Genomic DNA, 20672 nt, shown 5'->3' with positions numbered 1-20672 from the left:
TCAATCACATTCAGGATACAACGGGTACCGCTTGCGGCGGCGCCGACTCTTGTTGTGTTACGACTTGCTCTTCAAGCTTAAATACCGCGACACGGGCAGAGAGATGGTCTGCCTGGTTCGCTAACTGGTCGGTGGCGGCGGCGGCTTCTTCGACAAGCGCGGCGTTTTGTTGCGTCACCTGATCCATCTGGCTGACGGCTTGCGCCACCTGCTCAATTCCTCTGCGCTGTTCATCGGAGGCTGAGGCGATTTCGCCCATGATGTCGTTCACCTGGGTTACCGAGCTGACGATCTCCGTCATGGTATTCGCGGCGGTGTCCACCAGTTGTGATCCCTGATGCACACGGTTTACGGACTCCTCAATCAACCCTTTAATCTCTTTGGCCGCCTGTGCGCTGCGGCTCGCCAGGTTACGCACTTCGCCTGCGACAACGGCAAAACCGCGCCCCTGCTCACCGGCCCGCGCCGCTTCGACCGCCGCATTCAGCGCCAGAATATTGGTCTGAAACGCAATGCTGTCGATAACCCCGATGATGTCGCCAATTTTCTGCGAACTGGCGGCAATATCCTGCATTGTGCTGGCCATACGCGAAGCCTGGTCGCCGCCTTTTTTCGCGGTATCCGCCGCGCTTTTCGCCAGACCGGAGGCCTGACGGGCGTTATCGGCGTTCTGCCCGACCGTTGCCGTTAGCTGCTCCATACTGGCTGCGGTTTGCGCCAGCGACGCCGCCTGCTGTTCGGTACGTGACGACAGATCGTTATTGCCCATCGCGATTTCCGAAATGCCGGTATGCATCGCTAAACTGCCCTGCCGCACGTCGCTGACCGTTTCGCGCAGCGCCTGCTGCATGGCCTTCAGGCTGGCGAAAATAGCGGAAATCTCGTTGCGCCCATATACGGCAATCGGCCGCGCCAGGTTTCCGTCCGCAATGCTGTCAAAATGGCTGCCGATAATCGCCAACGGCTGAACAATCATTTTGCGTGACCAGAACAGCGCCCCGGTGGTTAATAACGCTGCGACGACCACCATCGTGATAAAAATAATCGCCGAGCGGTGATAATTGTCTTTCCCCTGTTCGCTGGCCGTCTCCAGAACATGGTTGATATTCTGCTGCCAGGTAGTGACGTTGGCGTCAAAGGCGTCCTGCGATGCCTGTACCGGCGCGGTCAGAAAATCCGACAGCTGGTTACTTTCAAGCCAGGTGGCCTGATGTTCCAGATCGCTATACCACTGCGTATAACTCTTTTCCGTGGCGGCCTGTAACGCTTTCCCCTCTTCCGTACTCGCCTCTGTCGCCATAAAACCTTTAAACACAACGCCGGACTGCGCCAGGCTTTCCCGGGCGGTGGTCATCAGCTGTTTGATATCCTCGGGCGGATAGCTCAGTGCGGTTAACGTCCCGGCTTTATTCAGCGCGGTACTGGCCTGTAATAAAACGGCGCGTGTTTGCGCCAATGCTGCGCGTTGCTGATTACTCTGCTCGACCTGGTTCAGACTCTGAAAACCATCGCGAAATGCCCAAAAGGACAAGCCATTACTGCCAATCTGCAAAACACCGCAGAGGATCAAGATTAAAAACAGCGTGGTCGAGATTCGAATACGATTAAACATCAACGCTCCCATTAGGCGGCAAAGGCCACGATTAAAAGACGATCAAAATGTTTCCCAGTGAGTATCTTGTTCAGTTGCAAGCTGGCGCGGTTGCGCTGTACGCGGCGCCGCTGCGGTTGTATTCAGGTCTGTTTTTACGGTTAATGGACGAGATGCCAGACGAAACGCGGATACCGCCATCGTTAAACGGCTGGCCTGCTCTTCAAGCGCGGCCGCTGCGGCCGCCGACTCCTGCACCAGCGAGGCGTTCTGCTGCGTGACGCGATCCATCTCAGAGACGGCCAGCGCCACCTGATCGATCCCGCGGCTTTGCTCATCGGAAGCCGACGCGATTTCACCCATGATGTCCGTCACGCGGGTCACGGCGTTGACAATGTCTCTCATCGTTTCACCGGCGCTTTCCACCAGCACGGAGCCGGTATCCACCCGCGAAACGGAATCTTCAATGAGCGCTTTGATCTCTTTCGCCGCCTGCGCGCTGCGGCTCGCCAGGTTACGCACTTCCCCTGCCACCACCGCAAACCCGCGCCCTTGCTCCCCGGCGCGCGCGGCTTCAACCGCAGCGTTCAGCGCCAGAATATTGGTCTGGAATGCAATGCCATCGATAACGCTGATGATGTCGGCGATCTTCTTCGAGCTGTCGGCAATTTCATGCATGGTGTTGACCACGCCATCCACCACTTTCCCGCCGTGTTGTGCGGTGTCGGAGGCGCTTTGCGCCAGGTGCGACGCCTGACGGGCATTGTCGGCGTTCTGTTTCACCGTCGCGGTGAGCTGTTCCATGCTGGCAGCCGTTTCTTCCAGCGCCGACGCCTGCTGCTCGGTGCGGGAGGAAAGATCGGTGTTGCCCGTAGCGATTTCGCTGGTGCCGGAATAGATGGCGTCAGACCCTTCACGTACCTGAGTCACCGTCTCAATCAGCGAACGCTGCATATGATCAACGGTTCCCGCCAGTTCACCGATCTCATTGCGCCCGGAGACGGTCAGCGTATTGGTCAAGTTACCGCTGGCGATGTCACGAATATGGGCAATCACTCGCGCCAGCGGATTCAGCAAGGTATGACGAATGCCGTACCACACCACAACCAGAATCAGCACCAGGACAACCGCCAGAATACCCAATTGCCACTGGGCAAAATGGTAGTCACGCGCGCTCTCATCAAACGCCTTGCTGTACAGTTTTTCGCTCACGCCAGCGTATTTGCCCAGCGCTTCGCCAAGTGCGTTCTGCATCCCCTGGGTTGGCTGCGCGAAGTAGGCATCCATGTTGCCGTTTTCGAGGAACTGAACCAGTTCCGCCAGCGCCGCATGGTATTGCTGGTATTTTTCATCCACATTGCCGCTGGCTTCCGCCATCTCCGGCAGCGGATTAATATTTTTGAAGTTGGCATAATGCGTTGCCGCCTGCTCCAGCGTGCTTTTGGCGTTTTTCAGCAGGTCGTTTTTCGCGCTGCTCTGCTGATTAGAGGCATCCATCATCATGCGGGCCGAAGAACGGCTCAGGTTAATACGCGTTTGCAGCATGAGATCCCATGTCGAGGTCAGTTCGCTCTGCTGCTGGCGTAAATCATTTGAAATAACAAAACTTTGCTGGTTCTGCTGTAATGACGAAAACAACAGACCACCGGAAACAAGCTGTAGCAGTGCGAAAACCCCCAGCACCATCATCAGCATTGTGACAACGCGGATACGGTTAAACATAAGGCACCTTCCTGAAAACGAGTTATCAACGTTATCGGCACCAGAGAAGAGAACTTTACATTTGCGAAAAGGAAATAGAAGCAGGAAGCGCCGATCGGCGGATCGCGGCTGGCGGTTTTGGGGCGGTAACCAGACATTGACAGAAAAACATCATTATTATCATTATATTAACATTCATCACCTTCCTGGACAGTTTGCATTTTGCCGACAAAAACGATTCTTATGTGACTCTGATCACATAAGCACAGCCGTCAGAACACAACAAAATGAATAAATAATAAAAAATAGTTGTATCCCCCTGCGCTTTAATTCAATTTATATGATGAATATTTCAGTGCGACTCAATAAATAAAACAAAAGCGTTACTGACAACAACATGTGAAATCCAGCCAGAGGGCTTTTCAGTGGCAAGTGCAAACAAACTCACGTTATTTATCGTGATCTTCATGCTGGCAGGCATCCTGTCAGGCGCGGTGATTCACTCTTACGCGTCACAGGAGGCGATCGCCGCCTGGTCCGATAACATCACGCTCCTCACCGATATTTTCTTACGGCTCATTAAAATGGTGATTGCCCCGCTGGTTTTCAGCACGCTAACCGTGGGCATCATGCGTCTGGGCGAAACCGCCACTATCGGCCGCGTTGGCGGTAAAGCGATGGTCTGGTTTATCAGTTCTTCCGTGTTGTCCATTCTGGTGGGGCTGTTTATCGTGACGATTGAGCATCCGGGCAGCGGTCTGAATCTGGCAATTCCGGCAGAATCGGTCGACACCGGGCTTGCGGTGGGCGGCATGAGCTTAAAAGGATTCCTGTCGCACACCATTCCGACCAGCATTGCCGGAGCGATGGCCAATAATGAAATTTTGCAGATCGTCGTGTTTTCCATGTTCTTCGGTATTGGCGGCGCGTCGCTTGGCGAGAAATTCAACGCGCCGCTGGTCGCCGCCCTGGATGTGGTTTCACATATTATGCTGAAGGTGACCGGCTACGTGATGTACGTTGCGCCGTTGGCCATTTTTGCCGCGATCTCCTCGGTGATCGCCACCCAGGGGCTGGGGATTCTGCTTAACTACGCGTCGTTTATCGGCGGCTACTATGTGGCGATTCTGCTGACCTGCCTGGTGCTGCTGACCGTGGGCTATATGGTGCTGAAAAAAGAGGTGTTCCGGTTAGTCAGCATGTTGAAAGATCCGGTGCTGGTCGCCTTTACTACCAGCAGCTCTGAAGCCGCTTATCCGAAAACGCTGGAACAACTGACGAAGTTTGGCTGCTCACGCAACATCGTGTCGTTTGTGCTGCCTATTGGTTACTCCTTTAACCTCGTCGGCTCGATGGTGTATTGCTCTTTCGCGTCGATGTTTATCGCGCAGGCTTATAATATTCATCTCTCTTTTGCGGAAATTACGGTGCTGATGCTGACGCTGATGCTGGCGTCAAAAGGAATTGCAGGCGTACCGCGTTCTGCGCTGGTGGTGCTGGCCGCCACGATTCCGAGCTTCAATATTCCGGTGGCGGGCATTTTGTTGCTGATGGGGATTGACCATTTTCTTGACATGGGACGCTCCGCCATTAACGTGTTAGGAAACGGCATTGCCACCGCGATGCTGGCGCAGAATGAAGGTTTGCTGGAAGAGGACGCGGAAGAACGCGTTCCGCAGCAGTTAGTGGGGTAATGTATTTGCCGGATGGCGGTGTAAACACCTTATCCGGCCTACATACGGCGATGTGTCATGTGTAGGCCGGATAAGCGAAGCGCCATCCGGCACAGGCAGTCAACGGTTATGCAACGTGGGAAGCGGCGATATCAAGCAGCGCCATCTCATCGCTGTTCAGCAGTTTCTCAATGTTCACCAGGATCAACATACGTTCGCCAAGCGCGCCCAGACCGGTCAGATATTCCGTAGACAGGGTAACGGCAAACTCCGGCGCCGGACGAATTTGCTCCGCCGTCAGCGACAGCACGTCAGACACGCCGTCCACCACAATCCCTACCACGCGTTGTCCCAGATTCAACACGATGACCACCGTGTTATCGTTATACTCAACGTCGCCCTGGCAAAACTTCACGCGCAGATCGACAATCGGCACAATCACGCCGCGCAGGTTCGTCACCCCTTTAATAAAAGAAGGCGTGTTAGCGATGCGCGTGACCTGATCGTAGCCACGGATCTCCTGCACTTTCAGGATGTCGATACCGTACTCTTCATCTCCCAGTGTAAATACCAGGAATTCCTGACCTGACGGCTCGCCGGCCAGTTTGGTTACATTACTCATACCGGTCATATAATTACCTTTCTCACTCAATCAGGCGGCTGTGATCGCCATACGTTGTTCACGGTTTAAACCCTGCAATGCGGAGACATCAACGATCAGCGCCACGCTGCCGTCGCCCAGAATCGTCGCCGCAGAAATGCCTGGCACCTTGCGATAGTTGCTTTCCAGGTTTTTCACTACCACCTGGTGCTGTCCAATAAGCTGATCAACCAGCAGTGCGTAACGGCGACCGCCGCTTTGCAGGATCACCACAATGCCCTGCGTGGCTTCAGTTTTGGCGCCAACGACATCAAAGACTTTCCACAGTTCCACCAGCGGCAGATACTCGCCGCGCACTTCCAGTACGCGCTCGCCTCCGGCCAGCGGGTGCAGATCGTCTTCACGCGGTTGCAGCGATTCCATTACCGCATTCAGCGGCAGAATGAACACTTCGCCCGCCACGCGGACGGACATCCCGTCCAGAATAGCCAGCGTCAGCGGCAGCAGAATGCGAATGGTGGTGCCCGTCCCCTGCTTCGACTGGATTTCAACGTGGCCGCCCATCTCCTGGATGTTACGTTTCACCACGTCCATGCCCACGCCGCGACCGGAAACATCCGTCACCTGCTCGGCGGTGGAGAAGCCCGGCGCAAAAATCAACATGCCCACTTCTTCATCGGTCATATTTTCGTTGACCGCCATCCCCTGAGAGACAGCTTTCGCCAGAATGCGCTCGCGATTCAGCCCCGCGCCGTCATCGGTCACTTCAATGCAGATATTGCCGCCCTGGTGTTCAGCGGAGAGGATCAGATTACCGATCGCATTCTTCCCGGCTTCAAGGCGTGTTTCCGGCATCTCGATACCGTGATCGAGGCTGTTGCGCACCAGGTGGGTTAATGGATCGATAATGCGTTCAATCAGACTTTTATCCAGTTCCGTCGAGCTGCCGACGAGGGTCAGTTCAACCTGTTTGCCCAGTTTACCCGCCAGGTCGCGCACCAGACGCGGGAAGCGGCTGAAGACGTACTCCATCGGCATCATACGAATCGACATCACCGACTCTTGCAGATCGCGGGCGTTACGTTGTAACTGACCCATGCTGGTGATGAGATCGCCATGATTAACCGGGTCCAGTTCATTAGAACGCTGGGCCAGCATTGACTGAGTAATCACCAGTTCGCCGACCAGGTTGATCAACTGGTCTACTTTCTCAACCGCCACGCGAATACTGGTTGACTCTCGCTCACGGGCCGGCTTTTCACGCTCGGCGCGCCCGGACTGCGGTTCGCTGGCGGCGGCTTTGGCAACAGGAACCACTGCGGTCGGTTGCGGCGTAGTTGCCACGGCAACAGGCTCTTCGACCTGCGCGACCGGGGCTGAGGAGACCGTCTCAAAGGCTATCTGATCGGCTTCAATCACAAAGCAGAGCACCGCAATGATGTCATCTTCCGCAATCGTGCCGTCGAGGGTCGCGGACAGCGAATCCGCGCCTTTCACCACATCCGTTAAGGTGGCCAGGTTGCCCAACTCTTCTTCAAGCAGATCGACTTCATTGGCTTTCAGGCGCGAAAGAACCACGCGCAGTTTGCTCTCTTCCGCGCTGTTTTCCTGTGCGACCGCCTCTTCCTGTATCGCCGTACCGTCGACGACGCTCAATTTGGCAGCGTTAACCACCGCCGGAGCGGTTTCCCCTTTCGCCTCAAGCGCTAACTGACGTAACGCGTTGCAGATATATTCGAAGCTTGCGGCATCCGGCTCTTCCGAGCTTTTATAGGCGTCGAGCTGTTCCTGCATAATATCTTTCGTTTCCAAAAACAGGTTGATAATGTCGGTATTGAGCTGCATCTCACCGCGCCGGGCTTCATCCAGCAGGTTTTCCATCAAGTGGGTTGTTTCCTGCAAAACGGTAAAGCCGAAAGTACCTGCGCCGCCTTTAATGGAGTGCGCCGCACGAAAAATGGCATTCAGTTGCTCAGAGTCCGGGGCTTCAGGCGCCAAATCAAGCAGGTGCTGCTCCATGTCAGCCAACAGCTCGTCAGCTTCATCAAAAAATGTCTGATAAAAATCGCTAATATCCATGCTCACGCTATCACCTCGGATTGGCTGGTGGCGATGTGGGAACGCTTACCGGCGGGAGTGCCGCTGGCTGTTGTAAGACACTTACCGGCTCATTCTGGCTTTCAGCGTTTTCATGCAAAATGGCCTCTTCTGCCTGCTTGTTCAACACCAGCAGACTTATACGGCGGTTGATGGCGTCATCAGGACCGCGATCGCTCAGACGCATCGTGGCGGCCATGCCTACCACCCGTAATACTTTTCCATCATCCAGACCGCCAACCACCAGTTCGCGACGCGAAGCATTGGCGCGGTCGGCCGACAATTCCCAGTTGCTGTATCCCCGTTCGCCGCTGGCGTACGGGAAATCATCCGTATGACCGGAAAGGCTGATGCGGTTAGGAATACCGTTCAACACCGGCGCAATACCACGCAGAATGTCACGCATGTAAGGTTCAACCTCCGCGCTGCCCGTCTTAAACATCGGGCGATTCTGGCTGTCGATAATCTGAATGCGCAGCCCTTCCTGAACCAGGTCAATCTTCAGGTGCGGCCGCAATGCGCGCAGTTTGGGATCGGACTCAATCAGCTGATCCAGGTCGCCGCGCAATTTGCTCAGACGGCTCTGCTCCATACGCCTTTTCAGTTCATCAATATTGGGTTGCTTGTTCACTTCACCCTGCTGCTGGGTGTAGTCCTCGCCGCCGCCGGGGATCGGACTTTCACTGTTCGCGATGCGATGTCCGCCCGTTATCGCTGTTGCCAGCGGCGTACGGAAATATTCGGCAATTTGAATCAATTCTTTAGGACTGGAGATAGAAATCAGCCACATGACGAGGAAAAAAGCCATCATCGCCGTCATAAAGTCGGCGTAAGCAATTTTCCAGGAGCCATGCGCCCCGCCGTGACCCTTATGTTTCCGCCGTTTTACGACGATAATTGGATGGGGCTGATTCTTCATGCTTCCTCGGTCGTCGTCTGCTGCTGGTTCGGGTTTCTCACTGCGCGTACGTGCTCTTCCAGTTCAATGAACGAAGGACGTTCGCTGGAATACAATGTTTTACGACCAAATTCGACGGCGATCGGCGGCGCATAACCGTTCAGGTTAGAAAGCAGTGTGATTTTTACGCACTGCATCATTTTGGTGGTTTCAGCGCTCTTTTGACGCAGCACGCTGGCGAGTGGCGAGATAAACCCATAGGCCAATAAAATCCCGAGGAATGTCCCCACCATCGCATGGGCGATCAGCGCCCCCAGTTCAGCCGCCGGACGATCGGCGGAAGCCAGCGCATGGACAACCCCCATGACCGCCGCAACGATACCAAATGCCGGTAATGAATCGCCCATCAGCGCCAGGCTGTTGGCAGGAACTTCCGCCTCGCTTTCGTGGGTTTCAATTTCCTCATCCATCAGCGCCTCAATTTCAAAGGTATTCATGTTGCCGCTGATGATCAGGCGCAGATAATCGACGATAAAATCAAGCATGACCGCGTCGGCCAGAATACGCGGATAGCTGGCAAAAATTTCACTCTCTTTCGGGTTTTCAATGTCACGTTCCAGCGAGAACATCCCCTGCTGGCGCGATTTGGCCATCAGGCGATAGAGCAACGCCAGCAAATCCATGTACATCGCTTTTGTGTATTTCGAACGACGAAACAGTAACGGGAGCGCCTTTAACGTCCCTTTGATCGCTTTGCCGTTGTTACCGACAATGAATGCCCCGATCCCCGCACCACCGATGATGACGAATTCAGCCGGTTGATAGAGTGCTCCAAGGTGTCCGCCGGTCATCATGTAACCACCGAAAACTGTACCGAGAACTACCAGGTAACCTAATAAGATAAGCACGACATCATCCTTCCGCTGTTGACTAAAACAGGATGTACAGTCGGGCGAATAACACGTCGGCAAGGCAAAAAAAAGCAGCGGTAATCACTTACCGCTGCTGGAGTGTTTGTCCACACCGTATCGGTTAAACAGCCTGTTCGATCTGTTCATCCAGCAGTTGTGGAATAATATCGGCAGCATTTTGGGAAAGTTTACGTCTTTTTACTGCGCGGGACGGCGGCTGGCACAAACTACAGGCAAAACTCCCCGCAGGCTGATGCGCATGGGTAATAAAATTCCCGCCACAGCAATTACAGGTCGATAATTCAAGCAGCCCGCTTTCCACGAAACGCACCAGCGTCCATGCGCGTGTTAACGCCAACAATGGCCCGTCTTCCGCCTGCGGGCACTGTTCCAGATACAGACGGTACGCTTTAATGACCGCATCCACGCCGCTGCACAGACCGGTTTTGAGTAAGAACTGCCAGGCGTTGCAAAACATGGAGGCATGAATATTTTGCTCCCATGTCATAAACCAGTCCGTTGAAAAAGGAAGCATACCTTTTGGCGGAGGACTGCCGCGTAACTCTTTGTATAATTTGATGAGGCGACCACGACTTAACTGCGTTTCGCTTTCCAGCATTTGCAAACGGGCGCCCAAAGAGATCAATTCCATCGCTAACTGGATATCGCGAGCTTCCTGAACAATGCTTTTTTCACTCATCATCAAGCCCTTTTCTTACGCGCCGCATCGTCGGCCTGATTCACATCGTGTAACAGGCGTGTTGAAAGCATGATACCGGTATGAATTTGCTGAAGATCGTCAACGCGAGAATCCTGGGTCAGCTGGGTAACTGTCTGGTGGTTGTCAAAACGGAAATGACATACCAGCTGGTTTGTTTCGGCCAGTTTAACCATTTGTGGAAGAGTCAGAGTACCCAACGTGTTCGCCATCTCTTCACTGATACCAAGGCGGAACATCGCGGATGCTTTGTCCTGAACGATCAGACGCTGTGCAAGGAGTAAATATGACAGATTGATGTCATAAATGTGTTTCAGCAACTCGGATGTATGCATTGTTCCCATCCAGAATAACCAACTTTATTTTTATGCGGTGAAACCGCACCCCGTGATGTCGCCGGGAATCCCCGGTAAAAAAAGCAAAAAGGTCAAATGCATAGCCACGCCCAGGCACCGATGCATACAGTAAAACCCCCCTTAATGGGGTGTCAGGTTTTTACACGTTTACATGATTTATTACAAAATGCCTAAGATTTTTCCTAATTCGACGCAACTCTACTCGTCAGCACGAACACATACAACGGAGCCGGGCTGCGAATTTGAGAAATATGTGATCCAGATCACATAAATCATCCAAATACTTAACATAAATCCATCAGTTGAACTTTTATTTTGATTATTTTTTAGCCTTTCGTTCAGTTTTTCTATTCCAGATACACGAATATGTGCGTAAATAATCACTCATGCGGTATGTTTAGCACCGTTAAAATAACATCTGAAAATATCCCCCTTTCTGAATATTCCTGTCGGGGACATAAAATAATTTAATCGTTTCTAAACAACCACTTAAATATTAAGCAGGGTTAACCAATAGACGGTATCTATGATGCATAACAAGTTAATTTTTGTTACATCGTAATTAACATTTTGTTTTCATAATTGGTCGATTTAAGTTAAAGCGCGTAATAACGTTTACAATGTGCGTTATGCCACTATTCCATTTATAAGAATAATTAATGAATTATTATGATAACCTTCACACTATCGTCACAGGAAAACATTGCAGAATTCGACTAAACAGAGTAAAGCTGAAGAAGAAACCTCATATTCTTGCAATAAGGAGCGAGTTATGAGCTATACGCATATTCTTGTCGCCGTCGCCGTTACCCCCGAAAGTCAGCAGCTGTTAGCGAAAGCTGTCTCCATTGCTCGTCCCGTCAATGCCCGCATTAGCCTGATTACCCTCGCCTCTGATCCCGAGCTGTATAATCAATTCGCCGCCCCCATGCTGGAAGATTTGCGGGAGGTGATGCATGAAGAGACGCAGGATTTTCTCGACAAACTGAGTGCGAAGGCAGACTACCCGATTGAACAAACGTTCATTACTTACGGGGAGTTAAGCGCGCATATTCTGGATGTGTGTCGTAAGCAGCAGGTGGATTTGGTCATTTGCGGCAATCATAATCACAGCTTCTTTTCGCGAGCGTCCTGCTCAGCGAAAAGTGTCGTTAGCGCCAGTGAAGTTGATGTATTGCTGGTCCCGCTTGTCGGTGATTAGCGGGCGTCAGGCAAGCTTTGGGAAGGTGGCGACCTTATTGCGATGCAGCGTTTCAGCGCTACGTGGCGCGACATCCTTTAGGTCGCGAATAAACCGTTGCTGCCAGTGATTAATATCATTTTTAATAATCGTCTCAAGCATTTCCGCGTGACGTGAAATGCGTTCGGCAAGCGGCATGGTCAACGCGCGGTGGAGCGCCACGGCCACATCATCCCGATCATAAGGGTTAACAATGAGCGCGGACGTCAACTCATTCGCCGCACCGGCAAACTGCGACAAAACGAGAACGCCGGGATTTGCCGGGTCCTGCGCGGCGACAAACTCTTTCGCGACCAGATTCATGCCATCCCGCAGCGGGGTCACTAACCCGACATCCGAGTAGCGGAACACCTTCATCAGCAGCTTGCGATCAAAGTGCTGGTTAAGATAGTAGAGCGGCGTCCAGCCAAGCTGTCCATATTTACCGTTGATACGCCCTGCTTCCGTCTCCAGTTGGTGGCGGATATCCTGATAAGCCTGCACTTCACCGCGCGAGGTCGGCGCTATCTGCGTGTAGCGAATTTTCCCGTGGTGCTGGGGGTATTTCTCCAGCAGCGCTTCATACGCCTGGAAACGCTCCGGTAATCCTTTGGAGTAATCCAGACGCTCAACGGAAAAAATGTTTTGCACATTTTTCAGCTCCGCTTTTAGCTGCGCCAGTTTCGGCGGTAACGGCCCGGAAGCCTGTTGTGCGATCTCGTCAGGTTCAATGCCAATAGGATAGACCTCAGTGCGGAAGGATTTCCCCCATGCCGAATGGCTCTTACTGCCGCGCGTGGTTACTCTGGTCTGACTTGACAGACTGTCCAGAAACGCCAGGCGGTCGTTTTCCGTCTGGAATCCCAGTAAGTCAAAATCACACAGTTGTTCCAGCAGCGTATCATGCGGCGGCAAAGCATTGAAAATTTCCGGCGTCGGGAAAGGGATATGCAAGAAAAAGCCGATGCGATTATTCACGCCCCGCTTGCGCAATTCACTGGCAAACGGCAATAAATGATAGTCATGAACCCAGATAATATCGTCATCTTTCAGTAAGGGCAGCAGCTTATCCGCCAGCAGCGCATTCACCCGTGAATACCCTTCCCACGCGGGGCGCTGGAACTGCACTAGATCGAGTCGATAATGGAAGGCAGGCCATAAGACCGCATTCGAAAACTGGCAATAATATTCCTCGTAGTCCTGCTCGCTCAGATTAAAAGACGCCCAGGTCATATTGCCTCGTGTGACCTTTTTTAACGGCTTATCCTCGTTGCCCGTCTCGCCACTCCAGCCGAACCACAATCCGCCCGCCGCTTTCAATGCGCCCAGTACGCCAACTGCCAGGCCACCCGCGCCGCCTTTATTATCCGGGGGAGCAATTCGATTAGATACTACGACTAAACGACCCATAGCCATCTCTCCTGTCATTCATTAATTTTTTTTCTTGTTGTGGATTGTTAATTTCTTCCAGCCAGCGCCAGACCTCAGGAACGCCTGCCAGACGTCCTGTTGCCCGGGTCGCCCCGGCACCCACTTTGACTGAAATCCCTCCCAAATTATTGACGACGTCAAAGCCCGCCTCATCCGTCAAGTCATCGCCCACAAAGACAGGGATACGCCCTGCAAATGGCGCTTCTTGCATAAACGCGGCAATGGCCTCCCCTTTGTTCGCGCCTTTCGGTTTAATCTCCACCACGCATTTACCCGGCTGAAGCGCAAGCTGCGGCCATTTCTGCGTAATGTGCTGCGCCAGCGCCAGCAACGTCGCCTCATGCTGCGGCGCCTGCCGGTAATGCAGCGCAAAGGCCATGCCCTTCGCTTCCAGTTCCGCCCCTGGAAGATTTCCCAGCGCGGCGTGCAGCTGCGCGCTGACATCGCGTGCTATCGCCTGCGGAAGGCGCACGATATGGGTATTACCATTGATGTCACGGCGTTCCGCCCCATGCACCCCGGCGAGGGGAAAGCAAAAGGGGGCTGAGAGCGCATCAAGTTCAGCCATTGAGCGCCCTGAAATCAATGCCAGCGCCCCTGCGTTATGCGTCGAGAGGCGGTGTAACAGCTGGAGAATATTGTGCGGCACCACCACCTGATCCGGGTGTGGTTTAATCTCCGCCAGCGTCCCATCAAGATCGAAAAAATAAGCATAGTTTGCGGACAGTTCGGGGGATACGGTTAACGGTTCTGCCACCCTGTTCTCCTCCTTAATCATCGTTTTTGAGGCGCGCGGATCGGCCCCATTAGCCATGTAAGTATAGACAGTGTGACGCTGCTCGCCATTTAGAAAGACAATAGCCAGCCGGGGTAGCGGCTGGCTATCGGGAGGAGCTAAACTGAATAGTTACGGTTTATTTCATTAAACGGTGCGCTTCGCCTTTTGTTTGTAACGGTCGAAGATTACCGCTGCCAGCAGGATTAAGCCGCGCACGACGTACTGTGCAAAGGGGGAAATGTTCAGCAGGTTCATGGCGTTTTCCACCGTCCCCAGGATCAACACCCCCGCGACCACATATGAGATTTTTCCGATGCCGCCCTTGAGGGAGACACCGCCTAATACGCAGGCTGAAATCACAATCAGTTCATAACCAATGGAGGTCATTGGCTGGCCGCTGGTCATGCGCGATGCCAGGATAATCCCCGCCGCCGCCGACACCAGCCCGGAGAGAACGAAGATAATGATCTTCGTGCGTACTACCGGCACCCCGGCCAGACGCGCCGCTTCTTCATTCCCGCCAATCGCCAGCGTATTGCGGCCAAACGTGGTTTTATTCAGCAATAAACCAAAGATAACCAGGCACCCTACCGTTAACCAGATCGGCGCAGGTAGCCCAAACCAGTTGGCGTACCCGAGGGTGAAGAAGCGCTCATCTTCAATCCCTACCGCTTTACCGTCAGAGATGATATAGGCCAGACCACGAACAATCTGCATCGTGGCGAGCGTGGTAATCAGGGCGTTGATCTTTAAACGCGCGATAACAAAACCGTTCACCAGTCCACAGAGTATGCCCAGCAGCAGCCCGGCCGCCACGCCAATCCACAGGCTTTCGGTCATATTGATGACCACGGCGGTGGTGACGCCGGCACAGGCAATTACCGAGGCGACGGAGAGGTCAAAATCGCCGGACGCCAGACAAAACAGCATCCCGCACGCCACCATACCCGACATCGAAATCGCCAGCCCGAGCCCCTTCATGTTGATGAATGTGGCAAAGTTAGGCACAAAGATCGCACACGCCAGGAACAGGACGGCGAACACCACCAGCATGCCGTATTGATCCCAGATACGCCCGAAGCTAAACGGCGACTTAGGTGCGCCAGAACCGGATGTAGTTACAGAAGACATCTTACTCTCCTTTACTCAGGCGACAGCCTGGCTGACTTTAGGCATAGCAAGGCTCAGGGCCTGCCGTTCATCCGCCTGTTCGTGAAGTAATTCACCGGCGATCTCACCTTCACGCATCACCACAATACGGTCGGCAACACCAAGAACTTCCGGCAGATCGCTGGAGGCAAACAGCACGGCCACACCGCGCGCCGCCAGCGCGTAAATAACGTTGTAGATCTCGTGTTTTGCGCCGACATCGATACCGCGCGTCGGCTCATCAAGCAAAATGACCTTCATCTCTTCCGATAACCAGCGTCCCAGAATCGCCTTCTGTTGATTCCCCCCGGAGAGATTCATAATGAGTTGCTCAGCACCTGGCGTTTTTATATTGAGGGAGCGAATATGGTGTTCGGCATTGCTCTCTTCCCAACCGTTATTGATCAGGCACCCGCCCAGCACATGCTTACGTCGGGCGCTGATGTTGATATTGTCGCGAACCGAATGCACAGGAATGATCCCCTCCGCTTTGCGATCTTCCGGGCACAGCATCATGCCTGCCGCAATCGCGTGCGCCGGTTTGCGGATATCAATGGGCTGCTCATCAATGAACACCTGCCCTCCGGTGATACGCGTTCCGCCGAACAGCCCTTTCATTAATTCACTGCGCCCGGCGCCAACCAGACCAAACAGGCCGACAATTTCGCCGCTGCGTACGGATAAGCTGACAGGCGCGCGAACGCCCGGCGCTTTCACCTCTTGCAGCCGCAGCCGCTCTGCGCCACAGGCGCGAGGCTGCCAGCCGTAGATATCGCCGAGATCGCGCCCAACCATCGCCTGAACCAGCGCGTCATGGTTAACCTGCTGCATATCGGTAAATGTTTTAACGTAGCGGCCATCTTTAAACACGGTAATGGCATCGCTCAGTGCAAAGATCTCTTCCATACGGTGCGACACATACAGAATGACGCGCCCTTCTTTGCGCAGTTCGCGAATTACCCGGAACAGGTTCTCGATCTCCCTGGCGGAGAGCGAGCTGGTCGGTTCATCGAAAGCGATAATTTTGGCGTTACGCGCTAACGCTTTCGCAATCTCCACCATTTGCCACTGGCCAATCGAGAGGTATTTCAGCGGGGTATCCGGGGAGATATCCATCCCCAGATGTTGTAACTGAAGACCGGCTTCGTAGTTGAGCAGCGTCCGGTTAACAATCCCCCCCTTATGCGGGAGCTGGCCGAGATAGATATTCTCCGCAACGGTCATTTCCGGCACGAGGTGCAGTTCCTGGTAAATAATGGCGACACCGGCATTCAGTGCAGCCGTGGTGTCGGCAAAGGTCATCTCTTGCCCACGGATCGCCAGCGATCCCGTGGTTGGCGCATAGTTGCCGCTGAGAATTTTTAAGAGTGTGGACTTCCCGGCGCCATTTTCGCCCATCAGCGCATGCACCTGACCGGCATAACAGTCAAAACTGATATCCGTCAGCGCCTTAACGCCAGGGAACGTTTTCCCGATGCCGCGAAATGAGAGATATGGGGTGGGCTGTTGCATAACGTCTCCGTGAGTCAGGATTTTGCCGGATGACGGCGTTGCCTTATCCGGCCTACTGAATACGCAATTCGCAGGCCGGATAAGCCGTTTTCGCGTCGCCATCCGGCATTTGTGTTACTTGCCGCCTAAACCTTTTTTCGCCAGTTCTTCTTTGAAGTTGTCACGGGTGATCAGCACCACGTCGGTCACTTCAGTGAATTTTGGCGGTTCCGCATCCTTGGTTACCCAGTTGTAGAGCATTTCACTGGATTTATAGCCGTGTACGTCCGGGCTGGGCAGCAACGAGCCGTAGAATCCTGTCGCCTGCGCTTTTGACAGTTCGCTGATCGCATCCACACCGTTAATGCCGATGCCGATAACGTCCGCCGCCTTAAAGCCCTGACCTTCGGTGGCGCGCACGCCGCCCAGCACGGTGTTGTCATTCATGCCGACAATCAGCCAGTGTTTCACTTCAGGGTGTTGAACCAGCATAGAGTTAGCGGCATCGAATGCGCCGGGAATATCATTGGATTTCGTTGGAACCTGATAGATCTGTTTTTCCGGGAAGCCCGCAGCTTTCAGCGCTTCCATCGAGCCGGATGTGCGGCGACGCGCGGTATCCAGTTCATTAGCGGTAATCGCCATCACCGCCGTTTCCTTCACATCCCAGCCGCGGTTTTGCATCTCCTTATACAGCTCCTGCCCCTGGCGCTCGCCAATTTTCGTGGCCGCCATCATCACCAGCGGTACGGTGTCCATTGGCTTACCTTTCGCGTTGACGAACTGATCGTCCACGGCGATTACCTTCATGTCATACCCACGCGCTTTTGCAACGATTGCTGAACCCAGTTTCGGGTCCGGGGTACAAATAACGAAGCCTTTTGCCCCACTCGCCGCCAGGCTGTCGATGGCGTTCAGGGTTTTCTCACCGTCCGGCACCGCAATTTTAATGACCTCAAAACCCAGATCTTTCCCGGCTTTATCGGCAAATTTCCATTCTGTCTGGAACCAGGGTTCCTCCGGTTGTTTCACCAGAAAACCGAGCTTCATGGTTTCCGCGATAGCGGATTGTGACATAACGGCAGCCAGACCGATGGCTGCCAGCGCTTTAGTAAATTTGTGCATGGTTAACTCCAGCTTTAGCGTTCTTTTATGTAGGGTAAAATCGAACGATTTTTTGTAATTTAGCCGTAAAACAAGGTATTACCTTAAAAGCCAAGGATTGATACCCGTGCTGGTGTTAGTTGTAGCGGGAAATTGATTCTCCATAGGAGAGCGGCATCACACCGCAGAATTACAGTAATTGCGTACATAAATTCAGCGGAAAATGACATAAAAAAAGAAGGTTTTGTCAGACAAATAAAAAAGGGGTAGCAGATTAGTCCATAACATCAGCCAGCAAATCCTTGTCCCCGAATGCAGGCGCATCCGGGGAAATATGCTTTACCAGGCATAGTAAATATGATCGGCATGATCGCGAACAGAAGCGTCATCCCCTGACAGACGAGCAGCCAGCATCAGCGCAAAATCAAAAATATGCCCTAACCCTTTGCCGCTCAAGAGATTGCCATCTTCCACGACCGGCGCATCAACATATTCACCGTCAGTCACATTTTCCCATAGGTCGCCAGAGCAAACGTAACGGCGCCCTTTCAGCAGACCATTGCCCCCCAGCACCCGCGCTGCGGCGGAGCAGACCGGACAGATCAATTTACCCGCAGCGTCATGGCGGGAAACGAAGTCGATCACCTGCGCGCTGGCGGCCAGATTAGCGCTCCCCTGCGGGCCGCCGGGCAAAACGATGGCGTCATACAACGTGTCCAGACGCCCGGCGAGGGTGTTGTCCGCAACCATTGGAATGTCGTGATAACTCACTACCGCGCGAGATTCCGCGCAGGCCAGCGTTTCAACATCAATATTCAGGCGACGCAGAATATCAATAGTGACCACGGCTTCTGCTTCTTCGAATCCTGGCGCCAGCAGGACAGCGACCTTTTTCATTTACGGCTCCTCGCTTTACTCGTGTTAATCACACCGAAATGACGAATTGTTCATTCGGTTATATTTAAAAAATGGGCAAAAATGATCTGGCGCAAAAAACGTTGTCGATAATTTCGGCCAGAACTGTTTCGCCCGCTAATTATTCGATCCTAACACGCCAGTGTATTTTCTTTTGTGATATGAAACATCATTTCAAAAATAAATATCAACTTAAAGTCACGTAAAATCAATCATGTATATCAATATCCGTTATATTCCTACATTCGCCGTCAGCGATATACCTTCAGCAAACTGTAAAAAAATATAAACATTGGGATTTAAGGATTTTCTTATAGCCGTACTGGCGCTATGCTTATTTTCGATCGGCAACGGAATCAGCTTTTTGATCACATAAAGGACCGGCAGAACGGATTTATTCTGCTAACAGTATTCATTGCGCATACATGAGTAACGCGCATCACCCTTTCTGGAAATAAGGATATTGATATGGCGACAGCTGGAATGGTTCATAAGCTCAACACCCAAATGAACCTTGAGTTTTACGCATCTAACCTCTACCTCCACCTGAGCGACTGGTGTTTTGACCACAGTCTGACCGGCACGGCGACCTTTCTTCGTACCCAGGCGCAGGGAAACGTGACCCAGATGATGCGCATGTTCAATTTTATGAAGAACGCAGGCGCCAACCCCATCGTGAGAGCCATTGATGTTCCCGGCGAAGAGTTAACCTGCCTTGAAGAGTTATTTCAAAAAACGCTGGATGAGTATCAGCAACGCGCCAGTACGCTCTCACGCTTAACCGACGAAGCCAAAGCAATGAATGACGCGCCAACGCTCAACTTTCTCCACGACCTGGAAAAAGATCAGCAGCAGGATGGCGTTCTGTTACAGACGATTCTCGATGAAGTTCGCAGCGCAAAACGCGCGGGATTGTGTATGGTGCAAACGGACAAACACTTACTCAACGTCGTCAACTATCAACACCACTAACCGCCATATTGCCACGACGTTACGCCTCCCGTACCGGGAGGCTGTTACGCAGTCGCTTTACTTTAGTGCGCTTCGTCCTGCGGCGTGAATTTCAGCTCAATCAACGCAATCGCCTTTTGAATGGCCCGCATAGTAACCGGGTCCGCAGCGGCAGGGTGGCTGGTAAAATCGATGTTTTTCAACTGGCTGGACATCTTCTCCCGAACTTCAACCGGGGCAATAACGTCAATAACATCCAGAATCTGTTTGATAACTAACTGGCAGGCAACAACGTCAGAGACCAGTTCCTGATCGGCGTTCAGTGGTTGGGACATAGTAAGCTCCTTATAGAAAGGCCGCCATAGTACCCATTCAGGAGAAGAAACGGTAGCAAAGCAAACGCGGTAAGCCGGATAAACGCCGCGTTATCCGGCTGGCATGACACATTAACCGAGAATGTCGCGAACGAACGCTTCGATCTCTTTATCCTGGCAATTGTCAAAGAAACACTGCTGGAAACGTGGGCCGGAGACCGCCGTTTTCACCAGTTCAGGATCGATGGCGCGCAGCGTATCCAGATAGTTTTCTTTCACCACCGCCGCTTTCACCTGGTTCAGAATGCCCGCGTTACGTACCTGCGGTTCTTTACGTTCTGGTGGATACCCTTCCCCGTTACGGCCGGTGAATGCTTTTTCAAAGATGAAACGCACATTCAACTCCGCACCCCAGCCAAAGCCTTTTGCGAATGGCAGAGAAAGCGCATTACCGTTGTTAATCTGTGCAAACAGGAACGCATCCGCCGGGTCGATGCAGTAGCCGCACACCACGCCCGGATGAATATTCAGCGACATCAGCGCGCCCTGCCCGGTGCCGCAACCCGTCACAACAAAATCCACCGCTTTGGCGTTAAGCAGAATGCTGGCCATAATACCAAGGTGGATATAAGTCAGATGATGGTCGTTTTCATCGCTCATCCCGACGTTGAAAACAGGGAATCCCTTTTCATCCGCTACCGCTTTAAGCTCGCGATGAATGATGGCATTTTTAGCTGCCTGGCTGTTTTCCATCATCAGTGCAATTTTCATTCT

19 protein-coding genes are annotated in these 20672 nt (G+C 52.9%); 3 read left to right on the top strand and 16 right to left on the bottom strand.

Going from position 1 to position 20672, the window contains the following annotated elements; all coding sequences use genetic code 11:
- Positions 1 to 10: 10 nt before the first annotated feature.
- Positions 11 to 1612, bottom strand: a complete 1602-nt coding sequence (gene tap / locus OGX93_RS01305) for a methyl-accepting chemotaxis protein IV (protein WP_200053895.1) — start codon at positions 1610 to 1612, stop codon at positions 11 to 13.
- Positions 1613 to 1654: 42 nt separating this feature from the next.
- The gene (tar, locus tag OGX93_RS01300; protein ID WP_012131963.1) at positions 1655 to 3313 is read right to left on the bottom strand and encodes a methyl-accepting chemotaxis protein II; all 1659 of its coding nucleotides are present in this window, start codon (positions 3311 to 3313) and stop codon (positions 1655 to 1657) included.
- Positions 3314 to 3717: 404 nt separating this feature from the next.
- Here tar and OGX93_RS01295 point away from each other — a divergent pair, with 404 nt between their 5' ends.
- Entirely contained in the window at positions 3718 to 4986 is a 1269-nt protein-coding gene (locus OGX93_RS01295; RefSeq protein ID WP_286449263.1) for a dicarboxylate/amino acid:cation symporter, read from the top strand.
- A gap of 106 nt (positions 4987 to 5092) precedes the next feature.
- Here OGX93_RS01295 and cheW read toward each other — a convergent pair whose 3' ends face one another.
- From cheW to flhD, 6 genes are all read right to left on the bottom strand, one after another.
- A complete protein-coding gene (gene cheW, locus OGX93_RS01290; protein ID WP_024130249.1) occupies positions 5093 to 5596 on the bottom strand; it encodes a chemotaxis protein CheW in 504 nt (167 codons plus the stop codon).
- Positions 5597 to 5617: 21 nt separating this feature from the next.
- Positions 5618 to 7651, bottom strand: a complete 2034-nt coding sequence (cheA, locus tag OGX93_RS01285) for a chemotaxis protein CheA (protein ID WP_058669286.1) — start codon at positions 7649 to 7651, stop codon at positions 5618 to 5620.
- Positions 7652 to 7655: 4 nt separating this feature from the next.
- Positions 7656 to 8582 carry a flagellar motor protein MotB gene (motB, locus tag OGX93_RS01280; RefSeq protein WP_047463128.1) on the bottom strand — a complete coding sequence of 309 codons (927 nt, stop codon included), beginning with the start codon at positions 8580 to 8582 and terminating at the stop codon, positions 7656 to 7658.
- Positions 8579 to 9469, bottom strand: a complete 891-nt coding sequence (gene motA / locus OGX93_RS01275) for a flagellar motor stator protein MotA (RefSeq protein WP_024130247.1) — start codon at positions 9467 to 9469, stop codon at positions 8579 to 8581. Before motA ends, motB begins: the two co-directional genes overlap by 4 nt.
- Before the next feature lie 124 nt (positions 9470 to 9593).
- On the bottom strand, positions 9594 to 10172 hold the full coding sequence (flhC, locus tag OGX93_RS01270) for a flagellar transcriptional regulator FlhC (protein WP_024130246.1): 579 nt from the start codon (positions 10170 to 10172) through the stop codon (positions 9594 to 9596).
- A 2-nt stretch (positions 10173 to 10174) separates the two neighbouring features.
- On the bottom strand, positions 10175 to 10525 hold the full coding sequence (gene flhD / locus OGX93_RS01265; protein WP_024130245.1) for a flagellar transcriptional regulator FlhD: 351 nt from the start codon (positions 10523 to 10525) through the stop codon (positions 10175 to 10177).
- A 793-nt stretch (positions 10526 to 11318) separates the two neighbouring features.
- Here flhD and uspC point away from each other — a divergent pair.
- The gene (gene uspC / locus OGX93_RS01260) at positions 11319 to 11747 is read left to right on the top strand and encodes a universal stress protein UspC (protein ID WP_286449264.1); all 429 of its coding nucleotides are present in this window, start codon (positions 11319 to 11321) and stop codon (positions 11745 to 11747) included.
- Positions 11748 to 11753: 6 nt separating this feature from the next.
- Here the strand turns inward: uspC and otsA are convergent, their stop codons facing one another.
- The 6 genes from otsA to OGX93_RS01230 form a co-directional block, all read right to left on the bottom strand.
- Positions 11754 to 13175 carry an alpha,alpha-trehalose-phosphate synthase gene (otsA, locus tag OGX93_RS01255; protein ID WP_024130244.1) on the bottom strand — a complete coding sequence of 474 codons (1422 nt, stop codon included), beginning with the start codon at positions 13173 to 13175 and terminating at the stop codon, positions 11754 to 11756.
- On the bottom strand, positions 13150 to 13953 hold the full coding sequence (gene otsB / locus OGX93_RS01250; RefSeq protein WP_024130243.1) for a trehalose-phosphatase: 804 nt from the start codon (positions 13951 to 13953) through the stop codon (positions 13150 to 13152). Before otsB ends, otsA begins: the two co-directional genes overlap by 26 nt.
- A gap of 165 nt (positions 13954 to 14118) precedes the next feature.
- Positions 14119 to 15105 carry an arabinose ABC transporter permease AraH gene (gene araH / locus OGX93_RS01245; RefSeq protein ID WP_024130242.1) on the bottom strand — a complete coding sequence of 329 codons (987 nt, stop codon included), beginning with the start codon at positions 15103 to 15105 and terminating at the stop codon, positions 14119 to 14121.
- A gap of 15 nt (positions 15106 to 15120) precedes the next feature.
- The gene (gene araG, locus OGX93_RS01240) at positions 15121 to 16635 is read right to left on the bottom strand and encodes an arabinose ABC transporter ATP-binding protein AraG (protein WP_024130241.1); all 1515 of its coding nucleotides are present in this window, start codon (positions 16633 to 16635) and stop codon (positions 15121 to 15123) included.
- A 114-nt stretch (positions 16636 to 16749) separates the two neighbouring features.
- Complete coding sequence (araF, locus tag OGX93_RS01235; protein ID WP_012131947.1) at positions 16750 to 17739, bottom strand: arabinose ABC transporter substrate-binding protein AraF; 990 nt, start codon at positions 17737 to 17739, stop codon at positions 16750 to 16752.
- Between the two features lie 318 nt (positions 17740 to 18057).
- Entirely contained in the window at positions 18058 to 18615 is a 558-nt protein-coding gene (locus OGX93_RS01230) for a DJ-1/PfpI family protein (protein ID WP_012131946.1), read from the bottom strand.
- 486 nt (positions 18616 to 19101) lie between these two features.
- On the opposite strand from OGX93_RS01230, the gene OGX93_RS01225 reads away from it, so the two are divergent.
- Positions 19102 to 19605: a non-heme ferritin-like protein gene (locus OGX93_RS01225; RefSeq protein WP_012131943.1), complete on the top strand. Its 504-nt coding sequence runs from the start codon at positions 19102 to 19104 to the stop codon at positions 19603 to 19605.
- A 62-nt stretch (positions 19606 to 19667) separates the two neighbouring features.
- On the opposite strand, the gene yecJ is transcribed toward OGX93_RS01225, so the two are convergent.
- Together yecJ and OGX93_RS01215 are read right to left on the bottom strand one after the other, a co-directional pair.
- Complete coding sequence (yecJ, locus tag OGX93_RS01220; RefSeq protein WP_012131942.1) at positions 19668 to 19919, bottom strand: DUF2766 family protein YecJ; 252 nt, start codon at positions 19917 to 19919, stop codon at positions 19668 to 19670.
- Between the two features lie 111 nt (positions 19920 to 20030).
- On the bottom strand, positions 20031 to 20669 hold the full coding sequence (locus OGX93_RS01215) for an RpiB/LacA/LacB family sugar-phosphate isomerase (RefSeq protein ID WP_214143263.1): 639 nt from the start codon (positions 20667 to 20669) through the stop codon (positions 20031 to 20033).
- Positions 20670 to 20672 lie beyond the last annotated feature (3 nt).

This window comes from Citrobacter sp. CK195, assembly GCF_030333365.1.
Taxonomy (GTDB): domain Bacteria; phylum Pseudomonadota; class Gammaproteobacteria; order Enterobacterales; family Enterobacteriaceae; genus Citrobacter_B; species Citrobacter_B koseri.
Note: the sequence above shows the minus strand (reverse complement) of the source record. Positions and strands in the feature narration are given on the sequence as shown.

Excerpts from the sequence above, each read along its gene's own strand:
- OGX93_RS01225 (WP_012131943.1), top strand. The coding sequence starts at position 19,102 with ATGGCGACAGCTGGAATGGTTCATAAGCTCAACACCCAAATGAACCTT.
- cheW (WP_024130249.1), bottom strand. The coding sequence starts at position 5,596 with ATGACCGGTATGAGTAATGTAACCAAACTGGCCGGCGAGCCGTCAGGT.
- araH (WP_024130242.1), bottom strand. The coding sequence starts at position 15,105 with ATGTCTTCTGTAACTACATCCGGTTCTGGCGCACCTAAGTCGCCGTTT.
- OGX93_RS01230 (WP_012131946.1), bottom strand. The coding sequence starts at position 18,615 with ATGAAAAAGGTCGCTGTCCTGCTGGCGCCAGGATTCGAAGAAGCAGAA.
- tap (WP_200053895.1), bottom strand. The coding sequence starts at position 1,612 with ATGTTTAATCGTATTCGAATCTCGACCACGCTGTTTTTAATCTTGATC.
- motB (WP_047463128.1), bottom strand. The coding sequence starts at position 8,582 with ATGAAGAATCAGCCCCATCCAATTATCGTCGTAAAACGGCGGAAACAT.
- araF (WP_012131947.1), bottom strand. The coding sequence starts at position 17,739 with ATGCACAAATTTACTAAAGCGCTGGCAGCCATCGGTCTGGCTGCCGTT.
- tar (WP_012131963.1), bottom strand. The coding sequence starts at position 3,313 with ATGTTTAACCGTATCCGCGTTGTCACAATGCTGATGATGGTGCTGGGG.
- otsA (WP_024130244.1), bottom strand. The coding sequence starts at position 13,175 with ATGGGTCGTTTAGTCGTAGTATCTAATCGAATTGCTCCCCCGGATAAT.
- OGX93_RS01215 (WP_214143263.1), bottom strand. The coding sequence starts at position 20,669 with ATGAAAATTGCACTGATGATGGAAAACAGCCAGGCAGCTAAAAATGCC.
- flhC (WP_024130246.1), bottom strand. The coding sequence starts at position 10,172 with ATGAGTGAAAAAAGCATTGTTCAGGAAGCTCGCGATATCCAGTTAGCG.
- flhD (WP_024130245.1), bottom strand. The coding sequence starts at position 10,525 with ATGCATACATCCGAGTTGCTGAAACACATTTATGACATCAATCTGTCA.
- araG (WP_024130241.1), bottom strand. The coding sequence starts at position 16,635 with ATGCAACAGCCCACCCCATATCTCTCATTTCGCGGCATCGGGAAAACG.
- uspC (WP_286449264.1), top strand. The coding sequence starts at position 11,319 with ATGAGCTATACGCATATTCTTGTCGCCGTCGCCGTTACCCCCGAAAGT.
- yecJ (WP_012131942.1), bottom strand. The coding sequence starts at position 19,919 with ATGTCCCAACCACTGAACGCCGATCAGGAACTGGTCTCTGACGTTGTT.